Consider the following 13,037-nt stretch of genomic DNA (forward strand, 5'->3'; position numbering starts at 1 on the left):
AAAGGCGCCGCGCTTATCGCACGCCGGCGGCACGCAGCGCGCTTTCGATCGCATCGGTCAAGCGGCTGACAATGTTTTCGATATCGCGCGCGGTGCAGATGAACGGCGGCGCCAGCAGCACGTGGTCGCCCGTCGCACCGTCGATGGTGCCGCCCATCGGATAGACCATCAGCCCGAGCTGCATCGCTTCGCGCTTGATCGCGGCATTCAACGCGAGCTCGCTCGCAAACGGCGACTTGCTTGCGCGGTCCTGCACGAGTTCGACACCGACGAAGAGCCCGCGGCCGCGCACGTCGCCGATGAATTCGTGCTGCGCGTAATGCTCCCGCAAAAGCGCACGCAACTGTTCGCCGCGCGCCTTGACGTTGTCGAGCAGGTTCTCTTCGGCGATCGCATGCTGCACCTCGAGCGCCGCGGCGCAAGCAGTGGCGTGCCCGATATATGTGTGCCCGTGCTGGAAGAACCCCGAGCCGCCGACGATCGTGTCGTAGATCTTGTCGCTGACGAGCGTCGCGCCGATCGGCTGATAACCGGCGCCGAGGCCCTTGGCGATCGTGAGCAAGTCGGGCGCCACGCCCTCCTCTTCGCACGCGTACAGGTAGCCCGTGCGCCCCATGCCCGACATGATTTCATCGAGGATCAACAGCACGCCGTATTTGTCGCAGACCGCGCGGATCTTGCGGAAATAGTCGCGCACCGGAGGCACCGCGCCCGCCGTCGCGCCGACCACCGTCTCCGCGATGAACGCCGCCACCGTCTGCGGCCCGAGTTCGAGAATCTTGCTTTCGAGCTCGTCGGCCAAGCGCTGCGTGAACGCAGCGTCGGACTCGCCTTCGCGCTGCTCGCGATACGCGTAGCAAGGGCTCACGTGATGCGCCTCGATCAGCATCGGCAGGAACGGTTCGCGCCGCCAGGCGTTGCCGCCGATCGCGAGCGCACCGAGCGTATTGCCGTGATAGCTCTGCCGACGCGCGATGAAATGGCGCCGCTCGGGCTCCCCTTTTTCGACGAAATATTGACGCGCGAGCTTGAGCGCCGCCTCCACCGCCTCCGATCCGCCCGACACGAAATACGCGTGACCCAGCCCCCGCGGCGCGCGCTCGACGAGCCAGTCGGCCAGTTCCTCGGCCGGCTGCGTCGTGAAGAACGACGAATGCGCGTACGCGAGCTGCTGCGCTTGCCGCTTGATCGCGTCGATCACGCGCTGGTTGCTGTGCCCGAGACACGAAACCGCGGCGCCGCCCGAGGCGTCGATATAGCGCTTGCCGGTCGAATCGATGATCTCGATGCCGTCGCCCGCGACGGCGACCGGCAGCGTCCGCTTGGGGGCGCGGTGAAAGACGGTAGTCATGCTGTTTCCTTTGCTGTTCTGCGAGATGACGTGGCCTGCACGCACTTCACTTCAAATGACGCTGCTCGGTCATTGTACAACAACAAATGTTGTCGCACTCAACACAAAACACAACAAAGCAAAAAACTCCCGGCGCGAGGTTGCCCCCCCGCCTTCAAGGCACGTACGCGCCCTTTCCATGCAGCTCGGTTTCCGCTTTCTCGAGCGCCGCGACGGCCTCGTCCCCTTCGAGCGCGAGCAAGTGCGCGACGAGCGATTCCGCAATCGCCGACGCGGCCACGAGCGACGGAAAGAACGATGGACTTTCGTGCGAGAAGATCAGCACCTTGTCGGCATTGAGCGCGATCGGAGCCACGGCGCTATCGGTGATCGCCACGAGCTGACTGCCGCGCTCCTGGGCTGCGGCCGCGACGCGCGCCGATTCGACCGAATAGGGTGCAAAGCCCACGACTACCGTGGCACTGTTTTTCTCGATGCCGCGCAATTGCATTTCGAGCGTGCCTGCTTCGCCCGTCAGCAGCGACACGGATGAACGAAACAGCCGGTAGCCGTAGACGAACCCGAACGCCACGGGATAGCACGAACGAAATCCGGCGACATGGACGTGCGTTGCCTTGCGCAACAGCTTCGCGGCGTCGATGATCAAGCGCGCGTTGCGCGCGCCGGTGACTTCGAGATTGAGCTGCTGCGCCGCGAGCAGGTCGTGCGCGAGCGCCTCCTTGACGGGCGATTTGACGAGTGAGCGCGCGCGGTCGGTCAAGGCCTCGGGCCGCGTACGCACGCGCGCGACGAACAATTCGCGCAGTTCGTTCCAGCCGGGAAAGCCGAGTTGCTGGGACAGCCGCACGAGCGCCGCCGGTTGCACCAGCGCGCGCTCGGCGATCTTGCGCATCGACGACACGGCGATTTCGTCGGGATGGTCGAGCAAGAAGGCTGCGCCCGCCTGGAACTGCGGGCTCATTTCGGAAAACTGCGCGCGGATCAGGGAGGCAAGCTGATCGAAGCTCTCGGGCATGGGGTGAATCGCAAGTGGATTTTGACAACAAATGTTATCACCGCCCATGTGCCGCGACCGGCCGCGGCCAGGCAATGGTGGCTCGCAAACGAAACCTGTCCTCTCGCAAACAAATCTGTTCCCGCCGTTTCTCGCAAATAAAATTGGCCCAGCACAAAGGAGAGTCGTCGACCCAGACCACTCTTTTCGTCGTAACCTATTGATTCGAAAGCGCGTAGACCAGACTTAGCTCGACAACGACACACCGCGTCGACGGTGTCTGTTTCGCCGTTGCAATATTTACAAAGGCCGACAGGTCTTTGAGAGTTGGAACTCTGTCGAGTGAGACCATCGCAATATCAAAAGCTTAACTCGCAGCATCGCAAACAAAACTGGCCTATGAAACGACGCTAGCAATCGATTTCTGGCCTGGCGATTTTTCCTCCACACCTTTGATTTTATGGGATTTCTCCCAAACCACCCCAAGCGGGACGTAGTCGCCGCTGCCTTGTCACACGTGACAACGCAGGCCCTCGTGTGCTCGAACGGCCTGGGTACGGGGATACAGTGTCGTAGGATGCTACGTATATACGCTAGGAGAATTGATGGCCGACAGACCGAAACAACCGCCGCCTCGTGAACCTGCGGACCTCGACTTGCTTACGATGGCTGTGGGCAAGATACCGCACATGCTCGATAGCATTTACTAACATGCGAGATAGACGCCCCGGGACGCCTCCCGGACCCTTTGGCGACCCGTGGCAAGTGCGCGGTGCAGCAAGATCAGTCTCCAGAGGACAATTATGCCCAAAGATCCGCTGCGGCAATGGGACTCTTCTACTCTTCATAATGACAGCCGGGCATGGTTTGTCACCAAGTGGCCCGGTAAATATGCAGGCGCGCCCGAAGCTGAAATGCTGTTCGTGCTAGAGATTCTCCGATCGCGATGCCTGTGCATCCAGTTGGTCCGCGAATCCACGCACGGATGGGAGCACCAGGTGCTATGCAATCTAGCATCAGCGAACTCGTCGCCAGATGCGCTGATCACCGTGCCGCAGTCACGCACTGCAAACTGCACTACGAAGGCTCGTGCGCGATCGACGAAGACCTGCTCGAAGCGGCGAACATCGTCGAGAACGAGCGGATAGACATCTGGAACAATACGTTGGTGCTGGCGATGCCAACAAAAGCAATGCTCGGCAAAGCAACTGCAGTTCCTCCACGCACCTTACGGCGACAAAACCCTGCCGCCGCTTGCTCATTCGTCAGCTTTGCCGAGGCCAGTCCATACGACTTTGATAGCCCTTCGGAAGGCATTCATTCGCGAAGCGTCGTCTTCACTCCAGCGAAGGAAAATAACCAGGCCCTGACAGCTGGACACGATCAAAGCACCTCGTAATTCGCGCTCTTCCATCGATAGAGCTGGGTTGATTTCTCCGACGAGCTTTCCAAAGAGTGCTGTGAACCGTTTCTGTACCTCTACAACGACATCGCGCGCGAAGGACTCATGCAGCGCCAATCCCCAACTTTCGAGGATCCCCGCGGGCATTCCAGGTCTGACAAACTCGGCGAAAGCGTCGTCGATGAGTGCTTCGAGCCGTGCCTGCGGGGATCGGCTTTTGTTTTCGACAAACGCTCGAAAGCGCTCGAAATACCGTCTTGCGATTTCCTCGATTGTCGCGCGCAAAAGTGCTTCGCGGGTCGAAAAATAGTGCTGCAACGTGCTCAGACGAATGCCCGCATCGTTAGCCACGCGGTTGATCGTGTACCCTGCGTAACCCGCCGCAATTAGCACGTTAATCGATACATCGATGATCTCGGGCACCCGGCTCTCCCGATTGCCACGCCGTCTCACCGATGCTGCGGCTTGCGGATCAAATATCGCTGCGGAAGTGAGGGTCAGTTTTTTCACGTGCACTCCGTTCTGAGGCGCTGCCTGTCTCGCAGTTCAGCGCAAAGTTAGCGTCCGGCGGCGGACCGTGGGGTCGCGCTTGCCCTGTGGGACAACAGTCAACGTTGCAGGTCGGAACCTCTTGGACATCGCGATTTGCGGCTGCGCGGATGCTACCGCTGCCTCCGGAAGCGCGCAACGCAATAGGTTGCCAAACCGTACTTAAGTATAGGTTGAATAACCGATAATTTCCAGGCACCGACACGACAAACCTCCAATGAAATACGGCTTTCACGGTCAACATCGTTTACCCGGACGACCCAAACTTCGTTGTTGACTTATAGGTTTTCTAACCTATATTTGTCGGTAAGGTAACCGACAAGACCTTGCGATGTTCTAGCCACGAGGTGGCGAGGCATGGTGGTCGCGCGGCAGTCAAAGGAGAGCGAGATGGGTTCCGGCGAGAAGTGCTTGCGAACGCTGGTCGGCAAGTGGTTTGGCCCTTCTGCGGTGGTGACGATACGCGTGATGGAGTTCAGTCGCACACGAACGGATCGAAGGCGCTACGTGCGCATCGGCGCGGTGCTGGCTGACGGAGGTTTGACCATCGTCTTTTTCCGGCACGATGACGGCTCCTGGAACGTGTTCCCGGCAAAGGCGAATGTGCCGGCGATGCGCACTTACCCGCTTGCGGCGTGAGCAATGGGGCGATAGTCATGCAATCTGAGGAGAACGCAATGAACATCCTGAAATTAGCAGGGGATGCTGGAATGCTAGTAGTACTTGACGGCAAAATCGGTCGCACCGAGTACCGAAGTGTCCATGGCACCCTGGATGCATTTCAGCGATTTGTTCAGGCATTGGAATCGGCATTGGCGAATGCCGACGGGTCCGATAAACCTCGGCGTCGGGGTGACCTACGCGCGGAGTCTTCGTCATCTTGAAGAAATAGCGCGAGAGCACTTCTAAGTAGGCCCTCGCTCGCACCCGGAATGCTCATCTGGCCGCTGGCCATGAAATTGAAACGGGTACAGGACATACTGGTGCCAGATTGTGTTTGCCCACACTGGGGAACAAGCTCGGTTAAGCGGAGAGGCTGATGAAGGTTTTTGCAATCTATGCCTGGGCAACGGTGCTTGCTGCGGTCGCCCCCGGTCTGCTGCCGATCTCGTCCTTTGCCTACGCGCTCGATCCGCAACTCGACTGTAGATCGAACGCACATGCGTTCATCGCCCCGCTGCTAAAGGATCGGTATATCGATCCGAAACCAATGCGCGTCGAAGCGAACTCAGTCAACGCATTTCGGCCGGCGCAAGTCGGCAACTTGACGGCATTTGGATTTCGCGTATTCGCCGTCCTCGGGTATGAACACGGAGACGCACTTTTCAAACGCGGAGATGGTCAGCCTATTACGAACTCAGCCTATGGGGCGGTAGTAATCGGCGCCGCCGACTCAGTAGAAGCACACGCTCGCCAGGCCGGCAGCAGCGCTGTCATTCACGAAGTCGTCCCTCTCTTGCTAACGGCCATTTTCTGCGGTCCGTGACGCGTCACCGATGCAGTCGTGTATTCAGTGCACACACGGTCCTTCTTCCTGGCGCCTTGCCTCTCCCCGTCGGTATGCACAATTTTGTTCCCACCCGGACGGCCGCCCGTCGGGCGTCGGCAGCCGAGCGGGAACAGAATTGGGCAAACCGACGGCCTCCTACCCGCCTTAAGTCAGCACGCCGGTTGCCGCAATAAGTGGTTTTATTGTTTAACACCTTCCGTCTGGATATGCAGTACGGTCTTCATACCAAATCCGTATGATTTGCCCGAGTCCATCCCGAAGTCGGCTCGGTCGAACGTGGCCGTCGACTCAGTCCCGCACACTTCGCGCTTGAGGAGCGGATTCATGAAGCATTTGAACGATTCAATCTTCAAATTCAGCGGCTTGGTAACACCGTGCATTGTCAGCGTTCCAATCACTTCGACAGGCGTGTCGCCGTCGAAGCGAATTCTTGTGCCCGCGTAAGTCGCCGTCGGGTATTTTGATGCGTCGAAAAACTCCGGGGTCTGCAGGCGCTTGTCGAGTATGTCATTGCCCGTGTCGATCGACGCAGTATCGATCGTCACGTTGACCATGCCCGTCTTCGCGGCACGGTCAAGCGTCACCATGCCGCTCGACTTCTTGAACTTGCCTCGCCACACTGAAATCCCGCCGAAGTGATCCGCTTCGAAGCTTGGGTAGGTGTGAGTCGGATCGAGTTGGTACGTCTCGGCGGCCGCCACGGCAGCAGACGACACACCCGCGACCAGCGCCCCCGCTACGATCAATAGTTGCTTCTTCACGCTGCTCTCCTTGATTGACGAGTGTGCCTCGCACGCCTTCAGTGCTGCGCGGCAACGATGTGAAACTTGATGACGACGTCGTCCGCCACGACTGAGGTGTCTTTCCATTCGCCCGTGCCGATGTCGTACAGCGTGCGCTTGATCGGAAGTGAACCGTCGAACGTCTGCGTCGCACCCTGCTGCGTGATCGCGACGGGTACCGTGACGACCTGCGATTTGCCCTTGATCGTCAGCTTGCCGGTCACTTTGTACTGGTTGCCGCCGGCGGGCGAGATGGCCGTCGAGACAAACGTCGCTTTCGGCAACGTCGCGCTGTCAAACCATTCCTTGTCGCGCACCTGCTTGTTGTACTCAGCGTCGCCGAGGTCGTAGCTGCTCATATCGACCGACAGGTTCGTGCTGCCCGCAGTGGGCTTCGCGGGGTCGAACGCCACTTGCGCGGTGAACTTCTTGAACGCACCGTCGACCGGCACGTTCATTTGCTTCAACGTAGCGATAACCGTGCTCTTGCTTGCGTCGACTTGCGCGAATCCGGGCAAGGCGACTGCGAACAGAACGGCCGCGGCACTCGCCAGAAGCCGGCGAGAAGAGCTATTTCCGAAAGTCATTCGAAGATCCAGAGTGAACGCGCGCTGAGATGGCGCTCTCATTTAAGGAAAGGAATCATGCGTGCGAGAAGCCCGTCACGTTCCACAAAATGATGTTTGAGTGCCGCCAGCACGTGCGTGGCAAACAGGACGAGCAGCGTGTAGTTCAGCGCAAGATGCGTTGTGCGCAGCAGCGCCTTTAGCGCCTGGTCAGGGCCGATGATGGTCGGCAGCGGCAGTATGCCGAGATAGATGACTTGCACGCCCGCTGCCGAACTGAACAAGTAGCCTGTAACGGGTACGACGAGCATCAGCGCATAGAGCAGCGAGTGCGTTGCGTGCGCGGCGGCCCTTTGCCATTTCGGCATCGCGGCGGGCATCGGCGGTGTTCCGTGCATTGCGCGCCACAGGAGGCGAAGCAACGCGAGCGCAAACACGGTAACGCCGATCCACTTGTGCCACGACACGTACCTGAGCTTCGTCGGAGTGAAGCCTGGGATGTCGGTCATAACCCAGCCGAGATAGAAGCCGCAGAGCATAAACAACGCGATCAGCCAATGAAATAGCACGGCGACACCGTTGTAGCCTGAACGGTTTTCTGCAAAAGGAAATTCCATTGACTCCATACCGTTGTAAAGCGATCCGCCGAAATGCAAGTCCTTTGAGCTGTCGCGCATCGATCATGCGAGCTTCGCTGTTGCACACGAAGCGATTCGTAGCAATCGCCTCTGTGCAACTGCCGGTGACGACTTGAAAACGTCTTGTGCGGGTGCCTCTGCACTAAACGCGAACCAATCCTCCATCAACAACAATGGTTTGGCCCGTGATGAAGTCAGCATCCTTCGAAGACAGGAACGAAACGATTCCGGCCAGATCCTCCGGCGTTTGCGCGCGCGGGATGGACTGCATGGAAACAATGAGTTTCGACTCCTCCTCGTAGCTCATCCCGCCCGGACCCTTGCGTCCGGGCTCGAGCATCCAGGGTGTTCTCGTCAATCCAGGCGCCACGGCATTGACCGTGATGCCGGAGACACCCAGCTCGCTTGCCAATGCGCGCGTCAAGCCGATCAACCCCATCTTGCTGGCAATGTAATGGGTGAAATCCCTTATCGGCGCGCCGAACGTATTGGACGTGATGTTAATGATGCGCCCCCATCCTTTTTTGCGCATATTTCCCACGAGTGCATGTGCCAGCCAGAATGGCGCATCCAGGTTAATGGACATTAGCAATCGATAGTCTTCCATGGTAACTTCATCGAAGGATTTGTTGGGGAGAATCCCGGCGTTATTGACCAGCACGTCGACGGCGCCGAATTGACTGAGCACCTCCGCCACTACACGGTCTATTTCTGCCTTCTCGCTGAGCTCGGCGCGGAAAATATGTGCTTCCGATCCGGCTTCGTGGACGAGCTTCGCAGTGGCCTGGCAGTCGAGACGGTCGAGGAGAGCAACAGTGAAACCGTCTTGGGCAAGTCTTTGCGCAAACGCCTGGCCGATACCTCGCGCTGCACCCGTGATCAAAGCGACTTTATTCATGACGTAGTCCTTACTAAAATCAGGATTTTGGGGCCATCGGTGGAGGGAGCTGATCATGACATCATCCGTCACTGGGTCGTGTCCACCTGCTCGCCATAGCTACCGGGCGACGCCGGATCCCTGACCGTATGCAGCGAGGGAGTCCGGCTCCACCCTTTTTCAGAATGGGTAGACAGGAAGGTGTTCGCGGCTCGTCACCCACTGCCATTCCGTGAACTGGTCGGCGTTGGTCAGCGTGCTGTAGTTATGCCCATTGCCGGACAAGCCTAAACCGCCCATCGGCCCGAACACCTCGTGCATGACTGTCTGGTCGTTGATGTGGATGATGCCGGCGTGAAGTCGGTCTGCAATCCGCTGGGCCCGGCGCAAATCGGAAGAGGCGACTGCCGCTACCAGCCCGTACCGGTTTTGATTAGCCAACGAAACCGCTTCGTCATCGTCCTTGAACACGGTTACCGCGGCGACGGGACCGAAGATCTCTTCGTCGAATGCAGCCATGCCAGGTGCGACGTCCACCATGACAGTCGGCTTGAAGAACAGCCCGTCGCGCGAGCCGCCGGCGAGAATCCTCGCGCCCTTGCTTGCCGAGTCTGCAACGATGCGATCGACGTTGGCGGCCTGCCGTTCGTTGACGATAGGGCCAAGGTGGAAATCGCCCTTGAAAGGATCACCGACCGTTAGCGCCTTGGTTCGCCGGACGAGGCTTTCAAGGTACGCGTCGGCAATGCTTTCTTGTACGAGGTGCCGGCCAGCGGCCATGCAGACTTGGCCCTGATGCAAAAACGATCCCCACGCGCCCGCGCTCGCCGCCGCTTCGACATCGACGTCGTCAAGCACGATGTAGGGATTCTTCCCGCCGAGCTCGAGGTTCGCGCGCTTGAGCAACCCACCCGCTACGGCGCCGATCTGTTGCCCGACTCGCGTGGATCCCGTGAAGCTGATCATATTGACGAGCGGATCCCGGACCAGCGCATCGCCTGTCTCCGCGCCGCCGGGAAGAACATGGAACAGCCCCTCGGGCAGCCCCGCGGCCTCGAACAGCCGCGCATACAGGACGCCCCCACTGATCGACGATTGAGGATCGGGTTTGAGCAACACCGCATTGCCGGTGGCCAGCGCCGGTGCGATGGCTCGCGCCGCGAGTATGAACGGGGAATTCCACGGGGTAATGACGCCGACCACGCCCATCGGAATTCTCCGCGCCTCGCTGTGCCGCCCCTTCATGTCGCTTGTCGTGATGAAGCCCGTTGGCTGGCTGGCCAACGCCGCAGCTTCGAGAATCTCCCGGACCGCCAGCTTCACCTCAAGCTGCCCCTTCGGCCGTATCGACCCGGTCTCGCGAATGATCTGACGGGCGATCTCGTCTCCGTGGACCTGCAGCAAACGAACGACCTCGCGCAAAACATCGCCTCGCTGAGGCCCCGGCGTCGCGGCCCACGCGCGTTGCGCATCAGTCGCGATGGCGGCGGCGGCGGATACGTCGGCGGCCGACGCACAACCAATCGATCCCATTTCCTCGCCGGTCGCCTTCTCGGTCACCGGGATCGTACCGGCGCCGGCGGCTTTCCAGCCGCCGCTGTAGATTTTGTTGCGCCACATGTCTGCGGGCGCCAACTCGGTTACGGACATCCGATTCCTCCTGTTCCTCGCATCATTCAAAACAGAAAAGACGTCGCGCGTTTTCCCGTCCAATCTTTACGCGGCCGGGCTTGCTGATCGCGCACGTTTCGAACCGCCAAGATGCCTCTCATGCGTTCAAACGGGTAATCGACCGAATACATGATTCTCATCAATCTGCTCCGGTTCAACGTGTGACGCCTTGCCCATATCAGGCTGAGGCCAGCTACCCGGGTTCGTCTGACCAGCCGAGTTATTTGATTATTCAAACACTATGCAAGCGGAGTATATTTGATTTTTCAAATACAAGAACTCACGTAAACCCTCGACACACCAAAAATCATGAAGACTCCCAAGCGACCACAAGAGCTCGAGCAGGCGATTCCCTTCCTGTTGACACGCGCCCGAAGCAGGATAGGAAACGCGTTCGCGAAGGCACGAAACCATTTGGGCTGAACCTCAGCGAATGGCGAGTCTGTGCCTCGCTGCCGTACGTGCCGCGTCAGTCCGTGTCTGCGCTGTCAGTGCACGTGTCCAGTTGCTTCGCCTGATGATCGCTGGCATCACGCATCCGTCACGTGACCCGGACGGTGGAGCGTCGGAGTCGCTCTAGCCTTCGTGAAACTGCGCAGCGATGAAGTCTGCAAATGCGCGCGCCGCGGTCGTTGCGGCGCGACCTGCGGGCAGAATCACGTTGATATCCGATGAACCGATCTCCCAGTCTGGTAGAAGCCGGACGAGGGTCCCCGATTGCAACTCGGCCTGAACGCTTCTTTCTCCGGTTGAGCAGATACCGAGTCCTGCAATTGCAGCTGCGTTAGCCGCCTCGGTCGCATTGATGATGAAGCGCCCTTGAATCCGGACTGACTTTGTCTTGCCGTTTTTATGGAATGACCAGCCTTCGGAACTTTGGCCCGCCGGTCCGACGATCATCGTGTGATCCGCCAGATCGGAAGGGGTGAGCGGCGTCCCTGCCTTGGAAAGGTAGGACGGGGATGCGACGATAACACGGCGGACCGTCCCAATCTTGCGGGCAACTGCGGTGCTGTCGCTCAACGTTCCGATACGCACCGCGACGTCAACCGAATCTCCAATGAGGTCATGCCTCGCATCGTTCAACGCGAACTCGATGCACAGCTTCGGATGTTGGTCGGTGAAGCGCGAGAGTCGGGGCATGATGCTCCTGCTTGCAAAGGTGGGAGATGTCGCCACCCGCAACGTGCCCCGCAATTCGCCAGTGCCGCGCGCGGCGTGATCCGCCTCGTCAAGAGCCGCGAGAATCATCTCGGAGCGAGCGAGGTAGTCAGCGCCGGCCTCGGTGAGCGTCACGGCCCGGGTGCTGCGTAAGAGCAGGACCACGCCCACTTGCTCTTCGAGCGCCGCTATGATCCGCGATGCCGTCGGCTGCGTCATGCCCAACTCCCGAGCGGCACTCGAGAAGCTGCCGTTGCGAGCGACGCGGACGAAAATCCGCATGGCGGTGAATCTGTCATTCATACAAAAACCGTATTTAACAAATACACGTTTTCATACTACCGCCAAAATTCGTATAAGTGAAGAATGGCATCTGGTCAAATTTCTAACAGTCAGCGAGATAGGACTGCACGCCGTGACTCTCTTCACTCCCTTCAAATTTGGTCAGATTGATCTCAAGAATCGCATCGTCATGGCCTCCATGACGCGAGGACGCACGACAAACCCGGGACAGGTTCCAAACGAACTTCAAGTCGAGTACTACCGGCAACGCGCGAGTGCCGGCCTGATCCTGACTGAGGGCACGTGGGTCAGTCGCGATGCGATGGGTTTCATCAATGTGCCAGGGATATTCACGCCCGCGCAGGTCGATGGCTGGCGCAAGGTCACTGACGCTGTTCACCAGCAGGGCGGTGCTATCTTCGCCCAGCTCGCTCATTCGGGTGCCGTCTCGCACCCTGCTTTCTTCAACGGACAACCGCCGCTCGCTCCATCAGCGATCAATCCAGGTCTGCGCGCATTCACACCGGAGGGGTTCAAGGACACCGTAACGCCCCGCGCGATGACGTTGGACGACATTCGACGAACGATCGCCGATTACCGCGCAGCGGGGATCCATGCTCGTGATGCTGGCTTCGATGGCGTCGAACTGCACTGCGCGACCACTTACCTTCTTCCGCAGTTTCTGAACAGCGAACTGAACAGACGCGAAGATGGTTACGGCGGCAACGCCGAGAAGCGCTGCCGTATCGTCATCGAGATCCTTGAAGCCCTGATTTCCGCTTGGGGGCCGGGACGGGTGGGGCTAAAGATCAGTCCCACTTTGAGTCAGGGTGGCTTTCGCTCGACTGAGGCAACCGTCGAAACGTATGACCACCTTATCAACGGGCTCAATCGTCTGTCACTGGCCTATCTACATGTCGTTCGTGCCGCAGGCGACTTGAGCGACTCCCCTATTGCAACGTTGCAAGACACGGTTGGCTACTATCGCGAGCGCTACGAGGGAACGCTCATCGCCAACCTGGGATTCGACAAGGCCTCGGGTGCCGCCGAGATCGAGAGGGGCGCAGCGGATCTGATTTCGTTTGGCAAGCCCTTCATCGGCAATCCCGACTTCGTGCGGCGAATGGAGCGTGATCTACCGCTGACGTCGCCAATGGTCGAAACGTTCTATCAAGGCGGCGCGCAAGGATACGTCGACTACGCTCCGGCAGACTGACGCTATCTAGGCGAACGGTCAGCGAAGCTGGCGTAACG

13 protein-coding genes and 1 pseudogene are annotated in these 13,037 nt (G+C 59.2%); 5 read left to right on the forward strand and 9 right to left on the reverse strand.

Annotated features, from left to right (window positions below; translation table 11 throughout):
• Positions 1-13: 13 nt before the first annotated feature.
• Both J3489_RS10215 and J3489_RS10220 read right to left on the reverse strand, forming a co-directional pair.
• Entirely contained in the window at positions 14-1,351 is a 1,338-nt protein-coding gene (locus J3489_RS10215; RefSeq protein WP_206997617.1) for an aspartate aminotransferase family protein, read from the reverse strand.
• A 154-nt stretch (positions 1,352-1,505) separates the two neighbouring features.
• Positions 1,506-2,366, reverse strand: coding sequence for a MurR/RpiR family transcriptional regulator (locus J3489_RS10220; RefSeq protein ID WP_206997618.1), 861 nt, complete (start codon positions 2,364-2,366; stop codon positions 1,506-1,508).
• Positions 2,367-3,348: 982 nt separating this feature from the next.
• On the opposite strand from J3489_RS10220, the pseudogene J3489_RS38780 reads away from it, so the two are divergent.
• Positions 3,349-3,549, forward strand: a pseudogene (locus tag J3489_RS38780) (aspartate 1-decarboxylase); the annotation flags it as partial.
• Positions 3,550-3,603: 54 nt separating this feature from the next.
• Here J3489_RS38780 and J3489_RS38785 read toward each other — a convergent pair.
• Complete coding sequence (locus J3489_RS38785) at positions 3,604-4,257, reverse strand: TetR/AcrR family transcriptional regulator (protein ID WP_206997619.1); 654 nt, start codon at positions 4,255-4,257, stop codon at positions 3,604-3,606.
• 396 nt (positions 4,258-4,653) lie between these two features.
• Between J3489_RS38785 and J3489_RS10235 the strand changes: the two genes are divergently transcribed.
• The 3 genes from J3489_RS10235 (at position 4,654) to J3489_RS10245 (ending at position 5,782) form a co-directional block, all read left to right on the forward strand.
• Entirely contained in the window at positions 4,654-4,935 is a 282-nt protein-coding gene (locus tag J3489_RS10235) for a hypothetical protein (RefSeq protein WP_242539922.1), read from the forward strand.
• 38 nt (positions 4,936-4,973) lie between these two features.
• The gene (locus J3489_RS10240; protein WP_206997620.1) at positions 4,974-5,180 is read left to right on the forward strand and encodes a hypothetical protein; all 207 of its coding nucleotides are present in this window, start codon (positions 4,974-4,976) and stop codon (positions 5,178-5,180) included.
• Positions 5,181-5,335: 155 nt separating this feature from the next.
• Positions 5,336-5,782, forward strand: a complete 447-nt coding sequence (locus J3489_RS10245) for a hypothetical protein (RefSeq protein WP_206997621.1) — start codon at positions 5,336-5,338, stop codon at positions 5,780-5,782.
• 203 nt (positions 5,783-5,985) lie between these two features.
• On the opposite strand, the gene J3489_RS10250 is transcribed toward J3489_RS10245, so the two are convergent.
• The 6 genes from J3489_RS10250 to J3489_RS10275 form a co-directional block, all read right to left on the reverse strand.
• On the reverse strand, positions 5,986-6,567 hold the full coding sequence (locus tag J3489_RS10250) for a YceI family protein (protein ID WP_206998019.1): 582 nt from the start codon (positions 6,565-6,567) through the stop codon (positions 5,986-5,988).
• 38 nt (positions 6,568-6,605) lie between these two features.
• Entirely contained in the window at positions 6,606-7,175 is a 570-nt protein-coding gene (locus J3489_RS10255; protein WP_206997622.1) for a YceI family protein, read from the reverse strand.
• A 38-nt stretch (positions 7,176-7,213) separates the two neighbouring features.
• Positions 7,214-7,771, reverse strand: a complete 558-nt coding sequence (locus J3489_RS10260) for a cytochrome b (RefSeq protein WP_206998021.1) — start codon at positions 7,769-7,771, stop codon at positions 7,214-7,216.
• 163 nt (positions 7,772-7,934) lie between these two features.
• Positions 7,935-8,690: an SDR family NAD(P)-dependent oxidoreductase gene (locus J3489_RS10265; protein ID WP_206997623.1), complete on the reverse strand. Its 756-nt coding sequence runs from the start codon at positions 8,688-8,690 to the stop codon at positions 7,935-7,937.
• Positions 8,691-8,849: 159 nt separating this feature from the next.
• Complete coding sequence (locus tag J3489_RS10270; RefSeq protein WP_206997624.1) at positions 8,850-10,319, reverse strand: aldehyde dehydrogenase family protein; 1,470 nt, start codon at positions 10,317-10,319, stop codon at positions 8,850-8,852.
• A 597-nt stretch (positions 10,320-10,916) separates the two neighbouring features.
• Positions 10,917-11,804, reverse strand: coding sequence for a LysR family transcriptional regulator (locus tag J3489_RS10275; protein ID WP_206997625.1), 888 nt, complete (start codon positions 11,802-11,804; stop codon positions 10,917-10,919).
• Between J3489_RS10275 and J3489_RS10280 the strand changes: the two genes are divergently transcribed.
• Positions 11,692-12,999 carry an alkene reductase gene (locus J3489_RS10280; RefSeq protein WP_242539924.1) on the forward strand — a complete coding sequence of 436 codons (1,308 nt, stop codon included), beginning with the start codon at positions 11,692-11,694 and terminating at the stop codon, positions 12,997-12,999. The genes J3489_RS10275 and J3489_RS10280 overlap by 113 nt on opposite strands.
• Positions 13,000-13,037: the final 38 nt, after the last annotated feature.

This window comes from Trinickia mobilis, from assembly GCF_017315705.1.
Taxonomy (GTDB): Bacteria; Pseudomonadota; Gammaproteobacteria; order Burkholderiales; family Burkholderiaceae; genus Trinickia_A; species Trinickia_A mobilis.

Bases quoted from the DNA above. Each gene is read 5' to 3' on its own strand.
- J3489_RS10255 (WP_206997622.1), bottom strand. From the start codon at position 7,175: ATGACTTTCGGAAATAGCTCTTCTCGCCGGCTTCTGGCGAGTGCCGCG.
- J3489_RS10270 (WP_206997624.1), bottom strand. From the start codon at position 10,319: ATGTCCGTAACCGAGTTGGCGCCCGCAGACATGTGGCGCAACAAAATC.
- J3489_RS10260 (WP_206998021.1), bottom strand. From the start codon at position 7,771: ATGGAATTTCCTTTTGCAGAAAACCGTTCAGGCTACAACGGTGTCGCC.
- J3489_RS10280 (WP_242539924.1), top strand. From the start codon at position 11,692: ATGATCCGCGATGCCGTCGGCTGCGTCATGCCCAACTCCCGAGCGGCA.
- J3489_RS10245 (WP_206997621.1), top strand. From the start codon at position 5,336: ATGAAGGTTTTTGCAATCTATGCCTGGGCAACGGTGCTTGCTGCGGTC.
- J3489_RS10235 (WP_242539922.1), top strand. From the start codon at position 4,654: ATGGTGGTCGCGCGGCAGTCAAAGGAGAGCGAGATGGGTTCCGGCGAG.
- J3489_RS10240 (WP_206997620.1), top strand. From the start codon at position 4,974: ATGAACATCCTGAAATTAGCAGGGGATGCTGGAATGCTAGTAGTACTT.
- J3489_RS10265 (WP_206997623.1), bottom strand. From the start codon at position 8,690: ATGAATAAAGTCGCTTTGATCACGGGTGCAGCGCGAGGTATCGGCCAG.
- J3489_RS10275 (WP_206997625.1), bottom strand. From the start codon at position 11,804: ATGAATGACAGATTCACCGCCATGCGGATTTTCGTCCGCGTCGCTCGC.
- J3489_RS10215 (WP_206997617.1), bottom strand. From the start codon at position 1,351: ATGACTACCGTCTTTCACCGCGCCCCCAAGCGGACGCTGCCGGTCGCC.
- J3489_RS10220 (WP_206997618.1), bottom strand. From the start codon at position 2,366: ATGCCCGAGAGCTTCGATCAGCTTGCCTCCCTGATCCGCGCGCAGTTT.